Annotated in this window: 17 protein-coding genes; 4 read left to right on the top strand and 13 right to left on the bottom strand. The window is 47.9% G+C overall.

Going from position 1 to position 20,319, the window contains the following annotated elements; genetic code table 11:
- The first annotated feature begins 22 nt into the window (after positions 1 to 22).
- The 4 genes from D9A03_RS17400 (at position 23) to trxA (ending at position 7,789) form a co-directional block, all read left to right on the top strand.
- Positions 23 to 763 carry a nucleotidyltransferase family protein gene (locus tag D9A03_RS17400; protein WP_120498459.1) on the top strand — a complete coding sequence of 247 codons (741 nt, stop codon included), beginning with the start codon at positions 23 to 25 and terminating at the stop codon, positions 761 to 763.
- Positions 763 to 3,888 carry a double-strand break repair protein AddB gene (gene addB / locus D9A03_RS17405; protein WP_120498460.1) on the top strand — a complete coding sequence of 1,042 codons (3,126 nt, stop codon included), beginning with the start codon at positions 763 to 765 and terminating at the stop codon, positions 3,886 to 3,888. Before D9A03_RS17400 ends, addB begins: the two co-directional genes overlap by 1 nt.
- Complete coding sequence (gene addA / locus D9A03_RS17410) at positions 3,885 to 7,364, top strand: double-strand break repair helicase AddA (protein ID WP_120498461.1); 3,480 nt, start codon at positions 3,885 to 3,887, stop codon at positions 7,362 to 7,364. Before addB ends, addA begins: the two co-directional genes overlap by 4 nt.
- 101 nt (positions 7,365 to 7,465) lie before the next feature.
- Complete coding sequence (trxA, locus tag D9A03_RS17415; protein ID WP_120498462.1) at positions 7,466 to 7,789, top strand: thioredoxin TrxA; 324 nt, start codon at positions 7,466 to 7,468, stop codon at positions 7,787 to 7,789.
- Between the two features lie 165 nt (positions 7,790 to 7,954).
- Here trxA and D9A03_RS17420 read toward each other — a convergent pair whose 3' ends face one another.
- The 13 genes from D9A03_RS17420 to rpsA form a co-directional block, all read right to left on the bottom strand.
- On the bottom strand, positions 7,955 to 8,149 hold the full coding sequence (locus tag D9A03_RS17420) for a 2-hydroxymuconate tautomerase (RefSeq protein ID WP_047762706.1): 195 nt from the start codon (positions 8,147 to 8,149) through the stop codon (positions 7,955 to 7,957).
- A gap of 119 nt (positions 8,150 to 8,268) precedes the next feature.
- Positions 8,269 to 9,552 carry a folylpolyglutamate synthase/dihydrofolate synthase family protein gene (locus D9A03_RS17425; RefSeq protein WP_120498463.1) on the bottom strand — a complete coding sequence of 428 codons (1,284 nt, stop codon included), beginning with the start codon at positions 9,550 to 9,552 and terminating at the stop codon, positions 8,269 to 8,271.
- An 89-nt stretch (positions 9,553 to 9,641) separates the two neighbouring features.
- The gene (gene accD / locus D9A03_RS17430) at positions 9,642 to 10,568 is read right to left on the bottom strand and encodes an acetyl-CoA carboxylase, carboxyltransferase subunit beta (protein WP_120498464.1); all 927 of its coding nucleotides are present in this window, start codon (positions 10,566 to 10,568) and stop codon (positions 9,642 to 9,644) included.
- 23 nt (positions 10,569 to 10,591) lie between these two features.
- Positions 10,592 to 11,422, bottom strand: a complete 831-nt coding sequence (trpA, locus tag D9A03_RS17435; protein WP_120498465.1) for a tryptophan synthase subunit alpha — start codon at positions 11,420 to 11,422, stop codon at positions 10,592 to 10,594.
- 12 nt (positions 11,423 to 11,434) lie between these two features.
- The gene (gene trpB, locus D9A03_RS17440) at positions 11,435 to 12,646 is read right to left on the bottom strand and encodes a tryptophan synthase subunit beta (RefSeq protein ID WP_120498466.1); all 1,212 of its coding nucleotides are present in this window, start codon (positions 12,644 to 12,646) and stop codon (positions 11,435 to 11,437) included.
- A gap of 87 nt (positions 12,647 to 12,733) precedes the next feature.
- Entirely contained in the window at positions 12,734 to 13,615 is an 882-nt protein-coding gene (locus D9A03_RS17445) for a phosphatase PAP2 family protein (RefSeq protein WP_120498467.1), read from the bottom strand.
- A 14-nt stretch (positions 13,616 to 13,629) separates the two neighbouring features.
- On the bottom strand, positions 13,630 to 14,277 hold the full coding sequence (locus D9A03_RS17450; RefSeq protein WP_120498586.1) for a phosphoribosylanthranilate isomerase: 648 nt from the start codon (positions 14,275 to 14,277) through the stop codon (positions 13,630 to 13,632).
- A gap of 611 nt (positions 14,278 to 14,888) precedes the next feature.
- On the bottom strand, positions 14,889 to 15,737 hold the full coding sequence (locus D9A03_RS17455; RefSeq protein ID WP_120498468.1) for a hypothetical protein: 849 nt from the start codon (positions 15,735 to 15,737) through the stop codon (positions 14,889 to 14,891).
- 35 nt (positions 15,738 to 15,772) lie between these two features.
- Positions 15,773 to 16,480, bottom strand: coding sequence for an orotidine-5'-phosphate decarboxylase (pyrF, locus tag D9A03_RS17460; protein WP_120498469.1), 708 nt, complete (start codon positions 16,478 to 16,480; stop codon positions 15,773 to 15,775).
- 132 nt (positions 16,481 to 16,612) lie between these two features.
- Entirely contained in the window at positions 16,613 to 17,560 is a 948-nt protein-coding gene (locus tag D9A03_RS17465) for an ornithine cyclodeaminase family protein (protein WP_120498470.1), read from the bottom strand.
- Between the two features lie 136 nt (positions 17,561 to 17,696).
- A complete protein-coding gene (locus tag D9A03_RS17470; protein WP_120498471.1) occupies positions 17,697 to 18,032 on the bottom strand; it encodes a lipopolysaccharide assembly protein LapA domain-containing protein in 336 nt (111 codons plus the stop codon).
- A 21-nt stretch (positions 18,033 to 18,053) separates the two neighbouring features.
- Positions 18,054 to 18,344, bottom strand: coding sequence for an integration host factor subunit beta (gene ihfB / locus D9A03_RS17475; RefSeq protein WP_085902301.1), 291 nt, complete (start codon positions 18,342 to 18,344; stop codon positions 18,054 to 18,056).
- 262 nt (positions 18,345 to 18,606) lie between these two features.
- Positions 18,607 to 20,298: a 30S ribosomal protein S1 gene (gene rpsA, locus D9A03_RS17480; protein WP_120498472.1), complete on the bottom strand. Its 1,692-nt coding sequence runs from the start codon at positions 20,296 to 20,298 to the stop codon at positions 18,607 to 18,609.
- Positions 20,299 to 20,319 lie beyond the last annotated feature (21 nt).

The following is a 20,319-nucleotide window of genomic DNA, read 5'->3' on the forward strand; positions in this document are numbered from 1 at the left end:
TAGGCAGGATATAGTAATTCAAATGGCGACAAAAACTGCGGCAATAAAAACAGGGATGGTGTTGGCAGCGGGTTTTGGCAAGCGGATGAGGCCAATAACAGAGACAATTCCCAAACCTTTAGTAAAGGTTCTGGGGGCCCCAATGTTGGAAAGTATCATTGCTAAACTTAGAGCTGCAGGCATTCACAAAATAGTTGTGAATGGCTTTTATCTGAAAGATCAGATTCAAAGCTTTGTTGAATCATATGATGATCCAATGGTTGTGTTTTCAGAAGAGCATGAGATTCTTGAGACTGGCGGTGGAGTGACCCAGGCGCTATCGCTTTTGGGGCATGACCCCTTTGTCGTCGTGAACGGTGATGTTTGTTGGCTTGATGGCACTGAAGCCGCTATCAAGCGCCTTATGAATACTTGGAATTCTAATACGATGGATATTTTGCTTCTGGTTCATCCGAAATCAAAGGCTTATGGATATGAAGGGGCTGGTGATTTTTTTCTACAGAATGATCAAAAGCTGAGCCGTCGAGGAGAAGCAACATCTGCGCCTTATGTTTACGCGGGAATTCAAATTCTGCATCCGAATCTTTTCAGTGATGCTCCTGAAGGTGCTTTTTCTCTAAACGAGATTTTCGACAAAGCTTTAGCATCCGATCGATTGTACGGATTAGAGCATGATGGAGAATGGTTTCATGTCGGTACGCCCGAAGGACTTCGTGAAGTAGAAGGTCTTTTACAAAGTATGTTGCCAGCGGCATCAAAATAATGACTTTTGAACTTCCTTTCGAGACAGAACCTTTTGAGCAGGGAGAAGGCGTAACAGATCTTTATTCTATTCCGTCGAATGCCTCATTTGTTGATACCCTCGCCAAGGGAATTTTAAAACGTTGGGGCGATAACCCTCTGGAATTTTCCAAGGTGATGATCCTGCTGCCAACAAGGCGTGCATGCCGAAGCCTGCAACAAGCTTTCTTGCGGGCATCTGATGGTAAAGCGATGATGTTACCCAGAATGTTGCCACTGGGTGATTTGGATCCTGATGAACTGCTGATGTCAGCATCTGACGTGGCCATTGGGCAAGAACAGGATTTTGACCTTCCGCCTGTGCTTTCACCGTTAAGGCGTCAATTGTTACTAAGTCAGTTGGTATTGAAATGGTCCACGTCACAGACCAAAGCCAACGGCGGAGATATTATTCCCGAAGATCAAGCGGTTCGTCTAGCCGGGGAACTCGGCCGCTTTCTGGATCAAGTGCAAACTGAAGGACTGAGCTTTACCGAACTATCAGATCTTGTGCCGGAAGATTATGCCGTACATTGGCAGATTACGTTAGAATTTCTGGAAATTTTAACAAAAATATGGCCAACAGTCGAAGAGGCAACCGGCGGTATTGGCCCGGCAGAAAGGCGACGACGTCTTTTGGAAGGGCAGGCGGAATTTTGGCGGCAATGTCCCCCGGATCATCCTCTTATCGTTGCTGGTTCGACAGGCTCTATTCCGGCCGCAGCAGATTTGATTGGCATTATTTCCAAATGTCCGCAAGGCGTGGTGATTTTGCCGGGTGTTGATCTGACGGCAAACGATGACACCTGGCGCGAGTTTTTGAAAGATAGCTCGCACCCCCAAAATGGATTGGCTCGTTTGCTGAAGCGTTTGGATATCTCAAGGTCTGATTTACAACTCTGGCCTTGTGGTGCTGATGAAGTTGAATCAGGTGAAACTGAATCAGGTGAAATTGATTTAAGGGGGGATGAGTTTACAAACAGAGCACCGGGAACACGGGTCGATTTTGTGCATATGGCAATGCGCCCGGCACAGGCAACAACACAATGGCAAGGATATATAGAGCGGTCAGACATTACGCTATTTCAGAAGGCATTAGAAAAAGTATCTCGCCTGGACTGTCCGGGGCCCGGTGAAGAGGCTCTGGCGATTTCCCTTATTCTAAGATCGGTTCTGGAAACGCCAGAAAAAACAGCTGCCTTGATCACGCCAGATCGAGATCTCGCCCGTCGTGTGGCGGCAGAGATGGAGCGTTGGTCGATTACGATAGATGATTCTGCGGGTTCTCCTTTGCCCGAAGCTGCCCCGGCAGTTTTTTTGCGGCTAACAGCCGAAATGATGGTGTCGGGACTTTCGCCAATTTCTTTCCTGTCGACAATGAAGCATCCTCTTTGTGCTACGGGTATGCAGGTTGGTGTTTTTAAACGAATTATTCGACAGCTTGAAATCACAGTGTTGCGTGGAGTTCGACCTGCATCTGGGCTCGAAGGGCTAATGGCAGCTCTTGGGGATGATATTGAAGAGGGTCATGAAGCCCGAGATCTGCTAGAGCGTCTTATCGCTGCAGGACAGGTTTTTGATGATCATATTCGCGGCGGCACACATTCTTTTCGGGCTTTACTGGATTCACATATCGAGTTCGCCGAATTTCTGGCTTCCACGGATGATCAGAGTGGAGCTGAGAGACTTTGGGCTGGAGATGATGGCACTGCAACTGCTGAGTTTGTTGCTGATCTACGAGAAGCAGCGGGTGATGCTCCTGATGTGTCACCGCGTCGTTACCCAGAATTACTGGCGGCTTTGATGGTTGGACGTGCGGTACGTGCACCCTTCGGGGCTCATCCGAGGTTAAGTATTCTTGGCGCTATCGAAGCGCGGTTACAACATGCCGATGTTGTTATCCTGGGCGGATTGAACGAAGGTAGTTGGCCAGCAGAAGCGAAGCCCGGTCCTTGGATGAGTCGTCCGATGAGACGGGATTTTGGCCTTCCTCAACCAGAACAGCAGGTGGGATTGTCTGCACAGGATTTTGTTCAGGCCTTTTGTGCGCCAGAAGTATTCTTGACTCGATCAGAAAAGGTAGAGGGAGCACCAACAGTTCCTTCACGGTGGTTACTACGTATTGAAGCTTTATTGGAAGGTAAGGGGTTACGGGGATTTCTACAGCAGGATGCAAGGAAATGGTTAAGTTGGGTAGAGGCACTGGATCTTCCTGAAAAACGGATACAGATAAAAGCACCAGCACCGACCCCACCAGTTTCTGCACGTCCTCGAAATCTGTCTGTGACTCGCATTGAAACGTGGATGCGAGATCCTTACGCACTTTATGCCCAAAAGATATTAAAGCTCCGCAAGCTTGATCCGCTGGATGCAGATCCATCAGGGGCAGACAAGGGAAGTTTGATTCATGAAGCGCTAGAAAAATTCCTGAAAGAATATCCAGATGCTTTGCCTGAAGATGCCGAGCGTCAGCTTTTGATCATAGGTGAAGGCGTTTTTACTGCGGTTAAAGACCGTCCGGGTATCTGGTCTTTCTGGTGGCCCCGGTTTCAACGTATTGCCAAGTGGTTTGTGGAAGAGGAAGTCCTGCGCCGGAAAATGGTTTCCAAGTCCCATGTAGAAGTAACTGGAAAACTTGTTCTCAATGCACCTGCGGGGGATTTTATTCTGACAGCCAAGGCGGATCGCATTGATGAACTGGCAACAGGTGGCTTGGCGATACTTGATTATAAAACGGGTACGGTCCCAAGCGCCAAGAATGTGCTGCAGGGGGTTTCACCGCAATTACCGTTGGAAGCGGCTATCGCTATTGAGGGTGGTTTTGGAATTTTACCTGATGAGGTGAAAGAGCTCCTTTATTGGCGATTAACTGGCGGCGAACCTGCGGGGGAAAACAAAAATGCACTGGGGCAGCGTGGAGCAAAAGAAGGTGCCGGGCAAATTGCAAAAATTGCTCTCGAAGGATTACAGGATCTGATTGCTGAATTTGATTATCAGGAAACACCCTACGCAGCGCGCCCCAGACCTAATCAAGCTCTTGTTTATAATGATTTTGAGCATTTGGCACGTATTAAAGAATGGTCAACAGGTGGCGAGGGTGACCTATGACCCTGCGTATTGATGATATCCTCGAGAAAGCAACCAAGGAGCAAAGACAAGCTGCGGACCCGACTGCATCTGTTTGGGTGGGGGCCTCTGCGGGAGCAGGTAAGACAAAAGTTCTGACCGATCGCATTCTTAATTTGCTGTTAAGTGGATCAGAGCCGGGGAAAATTCTGGCACTGACTTTCACCAAAGCGGCTGCGGCAGAAATGGCGAACCGTCTGTCTGACAAGCTGGCTGGTTGGTCCACAATTCCTGAAGAAGATCTAATACAAGAGCTTGAAAAGTTGTTTGGTCGAAAAGCTTCTCAGGAAGAATTGCAAACGGCACGAAGATTGTTTGCGCGTGTTCTGGATACGCCGGGCGGGATGAAAATTCAGACGATTCACGCCTTTTGTCAATCTTTATTGGGACGGTTTCCCTTGGAAGCCGGGGTAGCGCCGAACTTTCAAATCCTTGATGATCGTTCTGCAGAAGAGCTTCTGTTCAGATCCCGTGAAGATGTTCTCTCAGGGCGCGGAGAATTGAGTGAGCAAGCTGTTACTGACGCATTGGAATGTATTACGGCCTATACGCAGGAACAGTCATTTGGGGCGCTTGTACAGGAAATTATCCGTGAACGTGGACGGATTTCAGATCTTCTGGGGCTGTATAGTGATCAGCAAGGGCTTAAGGAGGTCATTTACGAAACTCTTGGTGTTGATGCAAATAGTAGTGCGACAGAACTTTTGGAGGCAGCTTGTGAAGATGGGGCTTTTAACGCTATCCAGCTTTCTCATGCTGCTGATGCTTTATTGCAGGGGGCAAAGTCAGATCAGGAACGTGGTTATTTGCTTAAAAGTTGGTTGGAGAGCCAGCCTGAAAACAGGTGTGAAAAATATAGTGATTACCGGGGGATTTTTTTCACGCAAGCTGGTGAAATAAGAAGTCGTCTGGCAACAAAGGGTGCTTTATCTGCTTTGCCACAGTTACCGGATATATTGATTTCCGAAGCAGAGCGTTTAATTCGCCTGAACGAAAAGCTCAACGCAATTGGTGTCGCAAAAGCAACGTCGTCGTTACTCGATTTGGGCATTGCGATTTTATCACGCTATGAGCGCTATAAAGAAACCCGTGCTTTTCTTGATTACGATGATCTCATTCTAAAAACGAGGGATCTTCTAAAGGGAGAACGGGCAGTTGCCTGGGTGCTTTTCAAGCTTGATGGAGGGATTGATCATGTCCTGATTGACGAGGCGCAGGATACCAATCCGGAACAGTGGGAAGTTGTTGCTGCGCTTTGCAACGAGTTTTTTGATGGAGAGGGCGCGAGAGAAGACATCCGAACGATCTTTGCCGTTGGGGATGTAAAGCAATCCATCTATTCATTCCAGCGGGCTGACCCGGCCAAGTTTGAGCAAATGCGTGAGCATTTTGAAAAACGGGTAGAGATCGCCCGTCAAAAATGGCAACGCATCAGTCTGGATGTGTCCTTTCGCTCGACACCATCAGTACTTTCAACTGTTGATCAGGTTTTTTCTTATCCCTCGGCAGCGGATGGTGTTTCTTTTCATGAAGATCTCTTAAAGCATCAACCCGTCAGATTGGGACAAGCTGGGCGCGTTGAACTCTGGCCCTTGATGGTGAGTGAGGGCGGTACTGAAGACACACCTTGGACCTTGCCATTAGCACAAGAAGCGGAAATGGAATCCCGGGCACGTCTAGCCAGTGTGTTGGCGCGGCGTATTCACTACTGGACCATGGCTGAAGCAGGGATTGATGACCCGGTCTGTCAGTTACCGTCTCAAGGCCGGCGTATTGACCCTGGTGATATTCTTGTTTTGGTTCGCCGCCGGAATGCCTTTGTGGAAGAACTGGTGCGCGAACTTAAAACGTTGTCTGTACCCGTTTCCGGGGTAGACCGAATGGTCCTTACCGATCAGATGGCGGTGATGGATCTTGTTGCGTTGGGGCGGTTTTTGTTGCTGCCCGAAGATGATTTGATGCTAGCGACAGTTTTGAAGGGACCGTTACTCGGACTGGATGAAGATCAGCTTTTTGAATTGGCGTATAATCGCAAAGGAAGCCTGTGGTCAAGATTACGGGATAAAGCCAAATCCAATAACACCTTTGCTCGTGCAGCAGGTTTCTTGAATGGCTTGCTGGCCCGTGCAGACTATACACCGCCTTTTGAGCTTTTCTCTCACATTCTTGGTCCTTTGGGTGGACGGAAAATGCTCCTGTCCAGGTTGGGACCTGATGCACGTGATCCTATAGAAGAATTTGTCTCTCTTGCCCTTGCTTATGAGCGGGAAGAAACACCATCACTCGAAGGGTTCCTGCATTGGTTGGAAATCGGAGATCAGGAAATCAAGCGTGACCTTGAACAGGGTGGTGGTGCCGTTCGTATTATGACGGTACACGGATCAAAAGGTCTTCAGGCACCTGTGGTTATTTTACCGGACACAACACAGATACCACAGGTAGATCGCGGCGTTGTCTGGTTAAAAGAACAGGGCAATCTTCCTGTGTGGTCACCGCGCACAGCCATGAATACAGAAATCATTTCTTCTGCGCGTGATCAGCTTCGCAAGGATGGTTTACGGGAATATCGACGCCTTTTATACGTAGCTTTAACCCGTGCGGAAGACCGTTTGATTATCTCTGGTTGGACAGGCGCACGCGAACCGTCTGATGATAGCTGGTATGCCTTAGCTCAAGCGGCTCTCGACGAACACGGCAAAGAAGTCGAGTTTTCTTTTCCCGAAGATCCGACAGGACCTTGGGGAGCAATGGGGCGCGTTCAGGAGAATGAGCAGGAAGTTCATATCCGAGCCACAAAAGAAGAAGCAGTTGCAGATCGTTTGGATGAGGGATTGCCAATCTGGGCTTTTGTGGACCCGGATCAAGAGCCTGTTCCTCCTCGTCCCCTCGCCCCATCCCGGGCAAAGGATGATGAGCCACCTGTTAGATCACCTCTTGGGCAGGATGATGGTGCGCGATTTAAACGTGGGCGGATTATCCACCGGCTTTTGCAGACCTTGCCGGATCTACCAAAAGAAAAATGGGAGCCATCAGGGCGTCGATTCCTGGAATCGCCATTACACGAATTAGATTCTGATCAAGTTGATATGTTATTGGACGAAACATTATCTGTTCTCAATCACCCGGAGTATCAGGATATTTTCGGTCAAGGGAGTCGTGCAGAAGTTCCTGTTGTCGGGCTGGTTCATCGCGATGGTGATGTCGAAGTTATTTCAGGGCAGGTGGACCGTTTGATTATAACGGACGATAAAGTAAAAATTATTGACTACAAAACCAATCGACCACCACCCAAAAAAGTCGAAAAAGTTCATCGTTCTTACCTGCGCCAAATGGCGGCATATCGTACGGTTTTGAGGCAAATTTACCCGAATTATCAAATAGAAGCGCATTTGTTGTGGACTGATGAAGCACGGCTAATGCATTTGCCGGATAACATTCTTGTACAATATGAACCTTGACGTCAGGGGACCTGCATCCCTACATTCATGCTGACGATGTGATGGGAAGGACTAAAGTATGTTAGTTCCATTGCACATAAACAAATGGCAAGAGGTATAATATGTCAACGATCGCAATCAGCGACGATTCTTTTGAAGCCGACGTTCTTAAAGCGGATGTCCCTGTTCTTGTGGATTTCTGGGCTGAATGGTGTGGTCCTTGTAAAATGATCGCGCCGGCACTGGATGAAATCGCGGCAGAAATGGGCGGTTCCCTTACTATTGCCAAGCTTAACATTGACGAAAATTCAATGACTCCACAGCAGTATGGTGTTCGTGGCATTCCGACACTGCTTATCTTCAAAGGTGGTGAAGTTGTCGCCCAGAAAGTGGGTGCGATTGCCAAAGGCCAGCTAAAAGAGTGGATTACATCTTCTCTTGCATAAGATGGAACAGCGTTTTTAACGCCCTGTCTTAAGATAAAAATCTCAAGATAAAAGCCCTGCATTTGCGGGGCTTTTTTCATATTGAATTACTGAAACGCAAACAGGCACACAAATAGGTGTGTTGATTCGGTTATCTGGTTCCAGCAAGGCGCAAGCCGGGTAACGTTAATGGTGCACTTTATCGGTGCAGAGAATACCTCCGGCACCCCAGTTTTCTTTATGAACGTCGTCGATGACGACATACACCGCTTCGGTATTGCAGCCTGTGATTCGGGCCGTTTCTTCAGTCAGCGTTTTGACCAGAGCTCGTTTTTGCTCAAGTGAACGACCTTGGAACATTTCCACACGGATGATCGGCATGGTTTCGTCCTCTTTCTAAGTTGATTCAGGATAGAGGCTTTTAACCAAAAAAGCTAGACTTCGTGTTGGACAAAGAGTCGCGATAATGGCAACAAAGTATATTATTGTTGGGTATCCGGTTACTGGCTTTCCGCGAGGATATGCCCTGCGAGATAGAGCGAGCCACAAATCAGAATGCGGCCGGGTTCCTCCTGGGCAAGAATCTCTTCAACGGCTTGTTGTGCCGAGGCGCAAGCTTTGGCATCAAAACCGGCCTCAACGGCATGAGCGGCAGCATCTTCAGCGCTGAGTGAAGCCGCTTCAAAAGGTATTTCAATTGCTCTTAGGCTTGAACCAAGCGGCGCGAGCGGGCGTAGATAATCTGTGGCAGCTTTTGTATTGAGCATTCCATAGATTATATGCACCGGTTTGTCCTGCCATGTTTTGAGAATTGTTGCCAACGCAAGTCCGGCAGATTCGTTGTGACCGCCGTCGAGCCAAAGTTCAGAGCCATCGGGCAGGAGATTGGGCAATAGGCCTGTCGTCAATTGTTGCATGCGGCCGGGCCAATAAGCCTTGGTCAAACCTACTTTGATATTGTCTGTTTTAAGGTCAAAAGAACTTGCCAGAATATCAGTGGCAGCGACGGCCAAAGCGGCATTTTCAACCTGATGTTCGCCCAGAAGGTTGGGGTTTGGATAATGTGTTTCCCCGTTTCGCCCTCTAAAGAGGAAGCCATTGACGTCAGATGTCAAAGTCCAATCTTCGCCTTTAATATAGAGTTCAGCACCAATCTCTGCTGCACGCGCCTTTATGACATCGAGGGCCGCTTTGGGTTGCTTGCCAACAACGCAAGGGACACCGGGTTTGAGGATACCGGCTTTTTCTGCGGCAATTTCTTCAATGGTTTCCCCCAGGAACTGGGTATGGTCTACGGAAATAGGGGTGATGGCTGTCAAGGCAGGCTGTGCGACCATATTGGTGGCATCCAGACGTCCTCCCAAACCTGTTTCGAGCAAAAGAGCATCTGCCTTATGGCGGCTATAGGCGAGAAATGCAGCAACTGTTGTGACTTCGAAGAAGGTTATGGAATCAGGACCGTTGCCTTTTTCACATTCTTCAAGAAGAGCGACCAGCTCATCTTCGGAAATCAATTCCCCGGCCAGTCTGATGCGCTCGTGAAACTTTACCAGATGGGGCGAGGTGTAGAGATGAACATCCTTGCCATGTGCTTCCAAAATCGCCCTGAGATAGGCAAGGAAAGATCCTTTGCCATTGGTACCGGCAACATGGATGACCGGAGGCAGCTTCTCTTCCGGGTGATCAAGCAATCCTAGCAAACGCTCTACGCGACTGAGGGACAGGTCAATAATTTTGGGATGCAAGAGGCTAAGGCGCTCTAAGACGATATCACTCCGGCGCATGGTCATATCTCTACCTGATGAAGTTTCTGGCTTTATCCCCTGAAGCTCACCTTGATGTTTAAAACAAGGAGGACAGGGGCAAACCCGGCTTATTCAGCCGGGCCGTTCTGTTCTGTGGTTTCTTCTTTAGCTTCTTCAGCGTTTTTGAGTGGTAAAATTTCAGCTGAAGGACCTTTTTGAGTCAAAAGATTGAAAACGCGAATAAGCGTATCTCGTAAATCATGGCGATGAACAACCATATCGACCATGCCGTGTTCCAGAAGATACTCGGCAGTCTGGAAGCCTTCCGGTAGTTTTTCCCGGATGGTTTCCTCAATCACGCGTTTTCCAGCAAAACCAATATTGGCTTGGGGTTCGGCAATTGCGATATCGCCAAGCATTGCGAAAGACGCTGAAACACCGCCTGTGGTTGGATCGGTCAAAAGAACAACATAGGGAAGTCCGGCATCCTTGACCATGTCGACCGCGATGATTGAACGTGGCATTTGCATTAGGGATAGAATGCCTTCTTGCATCCGGGCCCCACCAGAAGCTGGAATAACCAGCAGTGGTGCTTCTTGGAGAACGGCAAGTTTCGCTGCTGTCAGCAATCCTTCGCCAACGGCAGTTCCCATAGAACCACCCATGTACGAGAAGTTAAAGACTGCGACAACTGTTTGCATGCCACCCATGGTGCCACGGGCAACAAGAATGGCTTCTTTGTCTTCATTCTTGGCGTTGGCATCTTTGATGCGGTCAGTATATTTTTTCAGATCCTTGAATTTAAGGGGATCTGTAATGGTCTTTGGCAACTCAACGAGAGTATACTCGCCGTCGTCAAAAAGAGTCTCAAGGCGTTTTCTCGCAGAGATCCGCATGTGATGTCCGCTATAGGGACAGACCCAAAGGTTCTTTTCCAATTCCTTTTTGAAAATCATCTGGCCTGTGGCAGGTGATTTTACCCATAGATCATCTGGTGTATCTTTCTGTACCAGCGCACGGATCTTCGGGCGGACGTAGTTGGAAATCCAGTTCATGCTTTCTGCCTTACTTGTTTCAATTAAGTACGGGACCCACGTACACCATCTGCAAGTGTACGTACGTATTCCAGTACTGCTTGGATGAGGCCAGGTTTCGCCTGGTTGTCATCATCCAAGTTCTCTTTCAATGTATCAATAATTGCGGAGCCAACCACAGCAGCATCCGCAACTGTTGCGACATTAGCTGCTTGTTCGGGTGTCCGAATACCAAAGCCAACGGCAACAGGTAAATCTGTTTCGGCTTTCAGGCGGGCTACTGCGTCGTGGATCGCACTGTCAGACGCGGCGGCAGTACCTGTAATGCCAAGGATGGATACGTAATATACAAAACCACTCGTGTTGTTAAGTACTTTCGGTAATCTGCCGCCAACTGTGGTTGGTGTTGTCAGACGTATGAAATGTAAACCCTGCTCTAAAGTCGGAATACAGAATTCTTCATCGTGCTCTGGTGGCAAGTCAACAATGATAAAACCGTCGACGCCTGCTTCTTTTGCATCGACCAAAAATTTATCTACGCCATAGATATAGATTGGGTTGTAATACCCCATCAGGATAATTGGCGTATCCTGATTGTCGTTTCTAAAAGCGCGCACAAGATCAAGGGTTTTGCGAAGTGTCATGCCGTTGCGCAAAGCCCGTAAGCTGGATGCCTGAATGGCAGGGCCGTCAGCCATCGGGTCGGAAAAGGGCATGCCAAGTTCGATGATATCTGCACCGGCTTCTGGAAGGCCCTTAACAACCTCAAGACTGGTTTCGAAATCTGGGTCGCCTGCGGTTACAAAAGTAACAAGGCCGCCTCTGCCTTCTTCTTTCAGGTCTGCAAAACGCTTTTCAAGTCTGGTTTGGCTCATGATATCTTCCCCCTAGATCTCTACGCCGAGAGCTTCGGCAACTGTAAAGATATCTTTGTCACCTCGACCACAGAGGTTCATGAGGATGATTTTGTCTTTGTCCATATCCGGTGCGATCTTGGTTACATGTGCCAGTGCGTGCGCAGGTTCCAGTGCCGGGATAATCCCTTCGACTTTTGACAGCATCTGGAAGGCTTCCAGTGCTTCGCTATCGGATGCGGAGGCGTAATTCACACGACCAATATCGTGAAGCCATGAGTGCTCTGGTCCAATACCGGGATAGTCGAGACCTGCAGAAATAGAATGAGCATCTTGTATCTGGCCATCCTCATCCTGTAACAGGAAGGTTCTGTTACCATGAAGAACACCGGGCTTTCCACCCGTCAGAGATGCGGCATGTTTATTGGTTTTAACGCCCAAGCCAGCGGCTTCAACGCCCGTGATAGCCACTTCTTTATCATCCAAAAACGGATGGAACAGGCCAATCGCGTTAGAGCCACCACCAATGCAAGCGACGAGTTGATCAGGTAAACGACCTTCGGCTTCGCGCATCTGTTCTTTTGCCTCACGGCCAATAATTGACTGGAAGTCACGGACCATTACCGGATAGGGGTGAGGGCCAGCGGCAGTACCAATAATATAGAATGTTTCTTCAACATTGGTCACCCAATCACGAAGCGCATCATTCATGGCGTCTTTCAAGGTGCCTGTACCGCTTTCAACGCCGATAACCTCGGCACCCAGTAATTTCATGCGAAAGACGTTTGGAGCCTGTCGTGCGATATCAGTCGCGCCCATGTAAACAACACAGGGCAGATTGAAAAGGGCACAGAATGTTGCCGTTGCAACACCGTGCTGTCCGGCGCCGGTTTCTGCGATAATGCGCTTTTTGCCCATACGCTTGGCCAGAAGAATTTGCCCAAGAACATTGTTCGCTTTGTGAGAGCCGGTGTGGTTCAACTCGTCGCGTTTGAAGTAAATCTTTGCACCGCCGAGTTCATTGGTCAGGCGTTCTGCAAAATAAAGGGGACTTGGACGGCCAACATAATGTTTGGCGTAATAGTCATAATCTTTTTGAAACGAAGGATCAGCCTTGGCTGCATCATAGGCTTTTTCGACTTCGAGAATAAGAGGCATCAACGTTTCAGCGACATAGCGGCCGCCAAAAATACCAAAATGCCCGCGCTCGTCAGGGCCGTTCATATAAGAATTAGGTGTTGTCATATCTACTCTGCAACCTTATCGGATCTCTATGATCTATCTTGGGCGGACTTTGCCTGAAAAGCCTCTCTCCTGCAAGGGATGCGATGCTTAGATCTTTAATATCTTGAAAAGAAATGGTGCTCCATAACTGGACCATAATCCGGCGAGCACACCAACGATGAAGGTGACAATCAAAATAAGCTCTATTTCTTTTCCCGGCGCTGTTTCCAATAGCAGGGCTATGGGGGGCAGGCCGAGCAAGGGACGCAAAGCAAGTTTGAGCTTGTTTTCTGGTTTCAGCGGATGTTTTCCATCCAAAAGGGCAAGTCCCAGAAGCCATCCGAACAGAAGGCCGGGAACAATGATGATGTTGTCAGCTTTGACGGGGTGAAGCGGATGGCCTGCGTTTTCAACCCAACTCGCTGGAACGATCTGCTGGTCAGCATGAGAAGCAGCCCATAATCCAAACACCATCAAGACAGCGCAAAAGGCGAAAGAACCAAAGATACGGACAATAAAGGTACTTCTTTGCCACCAGCGGATTGCCGGTTTTTCCAGCAAAAATATGGAAATGAGAAGCAAAACACCTATGGTCCAGCCTGTGAGCACCTGTTCCAGACTGTGAACATTACCAACGATCCTTGTCCAGCCTGTCAGGATAACGATAGCTGCTGCTAGAAAATAAGCCCAACGCCGCCTCGAAGATTTGGCGAGAATACCATAGAAAAGTGGTGGTGTTTGCGCGTGCCCGGAAGGCATGCCGTAAGAGGTGCTCTTCTCAATCGCCAAGAGATCCGGATCTAGCCAATAGGGGCGTGGTTGTACAAAGGCCATTTTGAGCGTTTGTTGAACCGAGCTTGAGATGCAGAGGGCGAACCATAGGCGTGTGCCCAATCTGGGACAGATAACCCAGTAGATGCAAACTGTCGCAACGATAAAAAGCTGGATCTCACCAAAGTGAGTGAGAAAAGCAACGACAGAATCCGGCATTACATACTCCGAGATCAAATGTTCCTGGCTTTGGATGTAAAACCAATAATCTTTTCAACTGATTTCAGTCCGGGTTTATCCTCGACACCGGAAGACACATCAACAGCGGGGGCGCTGGAAATTCGAACCGCATCCTGAACATTATCACAATTCAATCCACCAGCCAGCATCCATGGTCTTTTCCAGCTTTTCCCGGCGAGTAAGCGCCAGTCAAAAGATATGGCATTTCCACCAGGTAATGCATTCTTTAGGTCTTTTGGGGGCTTGGCATCAAACAACAGTCGGTCAGATACTTCCTCAAAAACCGATACTGTTTCAAAATCCTTTTGTTCTGAAACCTTTATGACTTTCATCACTTCAAGGCCAAAGTTACGTTTGATCTCGGCAACACGTTCCGGTGCTTCGCCACCGTGTAATTGCAGGATATCCAAAGGGACCTGTTCCATTATCTGGCGAATATCATCATCACTGACATTTACAAGTAACCCGACCTTCTTAATGCCGGGCTTTACCTGTTTTGCAAGGGCTGCAGCCTGTTCGATAGAAACATTGCGCGGGCTTTTTGGAAAAAAAACAAAGCCAAGGTATTCCGCGCCAGCTTCCTGTGCTGCGTTCAGTGCTTCGTTACTGTTTATGCCACAAATTTTAACTTCTGTTGCCAAGGGATTATCTCGCCTAGTCAGTTTTGTTTTTCTGCCCGAATATTTATAGCACTCTGGTAGAAAAGTAAAAATTTTAAGAAAGGTGATCAGATGCTTCTTGATCATTCGCGAAGCCAACAAGTGCGTCATAATAGTAGTAGTGCATGCTAATAAAGGGGAGGAAAGAGATTGCGGATACTATTAAGATAAGAAGACAGACTATCAAAGATATAACGCCTATTGCGATAAGAGTAAAAGCTGATACCTATCAAAAATGAAGCGGGGGTCGCTGCAATAAATCCTAAAGCAATTTATATAAGAATAAACAATATAGACAGAATAATAAACGACATGAACATTTGGGGCCAATGCTCTTTTGTGTCGGCCCAGCTTTTAGAGAAGCTGTATGACTTGTCGAATGCATTGGCCGTAAGGATAAAAGAAAATCGCATTGCAACAATTAAAGAAATGATCAGAAAAACCCCGAATAAGAATAGGGAAATTATTGTTAGATTAATCTCGTAAAGTATGATTGGTAGTAAAGCCAAGATGTTATTCAATTATGTAGGGGGGCGCAAACTCTAAAGCCAAAACTCAAGGCTTTTAAAATGAAATACGGTTCATCTGAGTTTTCAGTTATTCTCTTTTTCTTCCGTTTGCTCAGGAACCCAACCCGTGCAGCCTTTGAAGGCAACTGAGAGCATTGAAATTACCGCGGCGGTGGGTAAGTAAGTTACAACAAGAATGATGAGCTGTAGAAAGAAGAAAGCAGGTCCGTTGTTTTGAATAAAATGCAGAATGTTAAAGTTGGTTGCTTCTTCCGGGGTCGTCGGCATGCCGGTAAACAAGCTTCCAAAAGCGAACATCGCAATGAGGAGCATGAATAAGCCAAAGGGGATTGTGAGCAACAGGAAAGCTGCAACAATGCGCCATCCTTGTTTGTCTGTATGTTTCCAACTTGTATCCAGCGAATACTTTTCGCCAACAGCAGTGGCGGGGAGAATAAAGGATAATCTAGCAATGACGTATAGCATCACAATCATTAACCCTAAGAATAAAAAAGGGACAAGTGAGGGGATCGCTGTGCCTATGGTCAGAACTGGTAAGCTTCCAATCATGCCCATGCCATAAAAGATGGCGAGTAAAATTATGATCTTTAGAAGAAACTGCCAATGCACTCGGTTCCAGCTGGTAATTGAAGTGGATTCAGGTGCTTGCAAGTCCAGCAAGGTTCGGCGATGCCAAGCGACCGCAAATAAAGTATGGGGAACGTAAGCGAGGATACTTAATATCCAGCTTGAGAGTGGATTGCCAAGGGATGGAATCGACAATGCTGTGATAAGAGCCGAAAGAAGAAAAGGAAACAAAGCCATTTGTATCAAAGCGGGTAAATTCCCCATAACCGTTTTGATGGCAAGGCCGCTAACGGTCTTAACCGGAATGTCATGAACGGCTTGTTCTGGAGGAATCTGGGATACCATGCTGTCTTTCCCGGCTTTGCTTCCGGCCTTCTGGTTCAGTTTAACTCTTCAACAATTCTGCGTGCGGCTGCTACGGGGTCTTCTGCGCCAGTGATCGGGCGACCAATGACAAGGTAGTCTGCGCCCGCTTCAATAGCATCGCGTGGTGTCATGATCCGCTTTTGATCACCTGCACTTGCCCATGTAGGTCTTATGCCGGGAACAACAAGCTTAAAATCAGGGCCACAGGCCTTGCGGAGCAGTTTAATTTCCTGTGAAGAGCAAACCACGCCATCAATGCCGCTTTCTTTTGCAAGCAGAGCAAGGCGTTCTACCTGTTCCGCTGCGGGACCTTGTTGGCCGACATCGGATAGATCGCTATCGTCCATACTTGTCAGAACAGTTACTGCCAGTACGATCGGGCGCGGAATGCCGAGGTCTTCGGATGTTTCCCGTGCTGCTTCTGCTGCGGCTTGCATCATTGCTTTACCGCCTGATGCATGAACATTTACCATAAAGGGACGCATGTGTAGTGATGACCGGATTGCACCAGCAACAGTATTGGGAATGTCGTGAAATTTCAGATCTACAAAAAGTGGTTCGCCACCAACAGCGCCTCTGACAGCATTGGGGCCTTGAGCTGTGAAAAGCTCTTTGCCGATTTTAATGCCGCCGACTTCACCAGAGAGTGCTTTCGCGAGCTCTGTTGCTTTATTGATATCCGGAGTGTCAATGGCAACAAAGATACGTTCTTTCGGGGTCATATTCCGATCTCCAGTCAAGATTGTTAATCGGAGCCCATTCCTAACAGAGGTAATCGCATTGGTCACCCCTGTTTCTGGAATAGCTTATAGCAAAAAAATATTTAATTCGCCGTGACCGAGCCAATATTTTACTTATGTGTTCTTAATGCGCTTATCTACGAGCTGGGCAGCGGCCAAATCCTCTAGCGCGTGGCCAACAGATTTAAAATAGGTAATCTCTTCTGCAGAGCTTCTACCAGTATGTTTTCCTTGGGTCAGTTCGAAAAGATCTGCTTTGATATCTTCTTTGCTTAGAGCACCGCTTTGTAGAGGCATAACAATATCTCCACCTTCTTTGGTTGCTCCTGCGTGTGTATCGACAAATATGCTACAGCGTTTGATGGCTTCGTCATCTGCTTCGCGCATGTCCGGGCGATAGGCGCCGACCAGATCAAGGTGTTGGCCGGGCTTCAGCCAATTTCCTGAAATAAGGGGTGTCTTGCTCAAGGTCGCGCTTGAAATTATATCTGCGGTGCTTACAGCTTTTTCCAAATCTTTTTCAGCATGGGCAGCGAAACCGAGATTACTCATTTCCTGTGCAAGATCTTCCGCTTTTTTAAAGTCCCGCCCCCAGATTGTGACGTCTTTTATCGGGCGAACGGCAGCATGAGCCTGAATAAGATTTGGTGCAAGAACGCCTGTTCCGACCATTGCCAGCTTTGTGCTGTCTGGTCGTGCAAGATAGGACGTGGCCAATGCAGAAGCTGCGGCCGTGCGGCGTGCGGTGAGTGTTTTTGCCTCTATCAGGGCTTTGGGGGTTCCGGTATCGCCATCAAACAGGATATAGATACCTTGAATGGCAGGTAAATTTTTCTCTCCGTTTTCCGGGCTGACTGTAACAAGCTTTACCCCGACGGACTTTCCGGATTCCCAAGCTGGCATTAGCAGAAGTGTGGACTCTCGCCGACCATTGGGCTGTTCCATATCGTGATGATGGCGCATAGGTACGGTTATCTTGCTCTGAAAAGCTTCTCTGAGGGCTTCTACAAGAGAAGGATAATCCAGGCTTTTTGCAACCTGTTCAGCTGTGATGTTCTGCACGGTGGGTTCCCTGATCAAATCATAAATTTGAATATTTTATACAATGATGGTCAATCAAGTGCCAGCATTAACCTTCAAGGGGAAGAATATATCAGACGTCGTTAACTTGATCGTCTCACCGGAAGGATGGAAGGCCTTATGAAGCTTCTTTTACAGGAAGTGAGTTTGATGATTCTTTTTCTTGCAGCTTTTTCAGTTCCGCGCGCTCAAACGAGAGATCACGTTGCAAGTCAAGCACTTTCCATTCGGCTGCTTTGGCACGTCTGCGTGTTGCAGCACTCGATAGCCAGGCAATAATGGCGCCAGCTAATATACCAAGGCCGACAGAGATCAGGATGATGAGATAAAGCGGGTAATCAAACTGAAGCCCGAAGGGCCATATCTCTAGCGTTACATCCTGACGGTTGTTAACTGCCAAGAGGAGGATGGCCAGCGTAATGGGGGCTGTGAGTACCCAGCTAAATCTTTTCACTTATCTCAAACCATATTCTAATTAGCTATCCACACCATTATTCAGGCGTTCGCGAAGCTGTTTACCTGTTTTGAAAAATGGGATGTGTTTGGAATCAACTTCAACTGATTCACCTGTGCGCGGATTGCGGCCGACACGGGCGTCACGATGCTTGACGGAAAAAGCTCCGAAACCGCGGAGTTCAACCCGATTGCCGTCTGCGAGAGCATTTGAGATTTCGTCAAAGATAGTTGTGACGATTCTTTCAACGTCTCGATGATAGAGGTGGGGGTTCTGCTCTGCGATATGCTGAATGAGCTCTGACTTGGTCATGCCTTACGTCTCCCTGTAGCTGTTACCGAAGTAGTTCAAATACCCGCCTCTAGTACCTCGGATTACCCGGCGTCTGATTTTAACTCTAAGCTTTTCTTGCCGTAATTTAAGTCCTGTTCCCCTAAATGGTGCCAGAGCCTGAAAAATCCGTCAAGTCTAAGTCATTAAGAATAAAGCATTTCCCATATAAAAAGGCGTTTTAGATGCAAAAAAGGCCCGGTGAATGAACACCGGGCCTTTCTTTCGAACCGAAAAAATCGGCTTATTTTTTGTCTTCAGCAGCTTTGGAGAGAGCTTCGCCGAGAATATCGCCGAGGCTAGCGCCGGAGTCTGTTGAACCGTAATCAGCCATTGCCTGTTTCTCTTCAGCAGCTTCGTGCTGTTTGATGGACAGAGCAATTTTGCGTGATTTGGAATCGATGTTTGTGATACGTGCGTCGATTTTTTCGCCAACTGCGAAACGATCTGTACGCTGTTCACTACGCTCACGTGAAAGTTCAGTTTTGCGGATTGTTCCAGTCGCACCATCAGCGATTTGAACTTCAAGAGCACCATCTGTAACGGCTGTAATAGTACAGGTAACGACAGCGCCTTTTTTCAGGCCTTCTACTGAACCTGCGAAAGGATCAGAACTGAGCTGTTTGATGCCAAGGCTGATGCGTTCTTTATCAACGTCAACGTCGAGAACTTTAACCTTAACCATGTCACCTTTGTTGTATTCTTTAACAGCTTCGTCACCGGAAAGTTCCCAGTTCAGATCTGAAAGGTGAACCATGCCGTCGATTTCGCCAGGAAGACCAACAAACAGACCAAATTCGGTAATGTTTTTGATCTCGCCTTCAAGCTCGGATTCGGCAGGGTGATTCGCCTGGAATGACTCCCAAGGGTTGGAAGAACACTGTTTCAGGCCAAGGCTGATACGACGTTTTGATTCGTCAACATCAAGAACCATAACTTCAACTTCCTGGCTCGTAGAAACGATTTTGCCAGGGTGGATGTTTTTCTTGGTCCAGGACATTTCAGAAACGTGAACAAGGCCTTCGATACCAGCTTCCAGCTCAACAAAGGCGCCGTAGTCAGTGATGTTGGTCACGCGACCTTCAAGTTTCGCACCCATTGGATATTTGGCTGCAACGCCATCCCATGGATCAGTCTCTAGCTGTTTCATGCCAAGGCTGATACGCTGTGTTTCAGCGTTGAAGCGGATAACTTGAACATCAACCTGCTGGCCGATTGTCAGTTTTTCACTTGGGTGGTTGATACGTTTCCAGGAAATGTCAGTAACGTGCAACAGACCGTCAACGCCACCTAGATCAACGAAAGCACCGTAGTCAGTGATGTTTTTAACAACACCCTGAAGAACCTGACCTTCATTAAGGTTCTGGATTAGCTCTGAACGTTGCTCTGCACGAGTTTCTTCCAGAACAGCGCGACGTGAAACAACGATGTTACCACGTGCACGATCCATTTTCAGGATCTGGAATGGCTGTGCATTACCCATCAATGGGGAAACGTCACGAACGGGGCGGATGTCAACCTGGCTGCCTGGCAAGAATGCCACGGCGCCGGAAAGATCAACAGTGAAGCCACCTTTAACGCGACCAAAGATAACGCCGTTAACGCGCTCATTGTCGCCAAAGGATTTTTCAAGCTGTGTCCAGGCTTCTTCACGTTTCGCTTTATCACGAGAGACCATAACGTCTCCGTTTTTGCTTTCCATGCGCTCGAGGTAAACTTCTACCTCATCCCCGACTTTAACTTCGGGAGCCTGACCAGCGTCGGCAAATTCTTTAAGTGCAACTCGGCCCTCAGATTTGAGGCCTACATCAACAAGGGCAACGTCGCCTTCGATGGCAACGATCATGCCTTTAAGTACATTACCTTCCAGACGATCGGATTGACCGAGGGACTCGTCCAGGAGGTCGGCAAAGCTTTCAGTAGCTGCTTCAGCCATGAGTTAATATTCCTTTCAAAA

The organism is Kiloniella sp. EL199 (genome assembly GCF_900313065.1).
GTDB lineage: Bacteria > Pseudomonadota > Alphaproteobacteria > Kiloniellales > Kiloniellaceae > Kiloniella.

Bases quoted from the DNA above. Each gene is read 5' to 3' on its own strand.
- D9A03_RS17400 (WP_120498459.1), top strand. From the start codon at position 23: ATGGCGACAAAAACTGCGGCAATAAAAACAGGGATGGTGTTGGCAGCG.
- addB (WP_120498460.1), top strand. From the start codon at position 763: ATGACTTTTGAACTTCCTTTCGAGACAGAACCTTTTGAGCAGGGAGAA.
- addA (WP_120498461.1), top strand. From the start codon at position 3,885: ATGACCCTGCGTATTGATGATATCCTCGAGAAAGCAACCAAGGAGCAA.
- trxA (WP_120498462.1), top strand. From the start codon at position 7,466: ATGTCAACGATCGCAATCAGCGACGATTCTTTTGAAGCCGACGTTCTT.
- D9A03_RS17420 (WP_047762706.1), bottom strand. From the start codon at position 8,149: ATGCCGATCATCCGTGTGGAAATGTTCCAAGGTCGTTCACTTGAGCAA.
- D9A03_RS17425 (WP_120498463.1), bottom strand. From the start codon at position 9,552: ATGCGCCGGAGTGATATCGTCTTAGAGCGCCTTAGCCTCTTGCATCCC.
- accD (WP_120498464.1), bottom strand. From the start codon at position 10,568: ATGAACTGGATTTCCAACTACGTCCGCCCGAAGATCCGTGCGCTGGTA.
- trpA (WP_120498465.1), bottom strand. From the start codon at position 11,422: ATGAGCCAAACCAGACTTGAAAAGCGTTTTGCAGACCTGAAAGAAGAA.
- trpB (WP_120498466.1), bottom strand. From the start codon at position 12,646: ATGACAACACCTAATTCTTATATGAACGGCCCTGACGAGCGCGGGCAT.
- D9A03_RS17445 (WP_120498467.1), bottom strand. From the start codon at position 13,615: ATGCCGGATTCTGTCGTTGCTTTTCTCACTCACTTTGGTGAGATCCAG.
- D9A03_RS17455 (WP_120498468.1), bottom strand. From the start codon at position 15,737: ATGGTATCCCAGATTCCTCCAGAACAAGCCGTTCATGACATTCCGGTT.
- pyrF (WP_120498469.1), bottom strand. From the start codon at position 16,480: ATGACCCCGAAAGAACGTATCTTTGTTGCCATTGACACTCCGGATATC.
- ihfB (WP_085902301.1), bottom strand. From the start codon at position 18,344: ATGACCAAGTCAGAGCTCATTCAGCATATCGCAGAGCAGAACCCCCAC.
- rpsA (WP_120498472.1), bottom strand. From the start codon at position 20,298: ATGGCTGAAGCAGCTACTGAAAGCTTTGCCGACCTCCTGGACGAGTCC.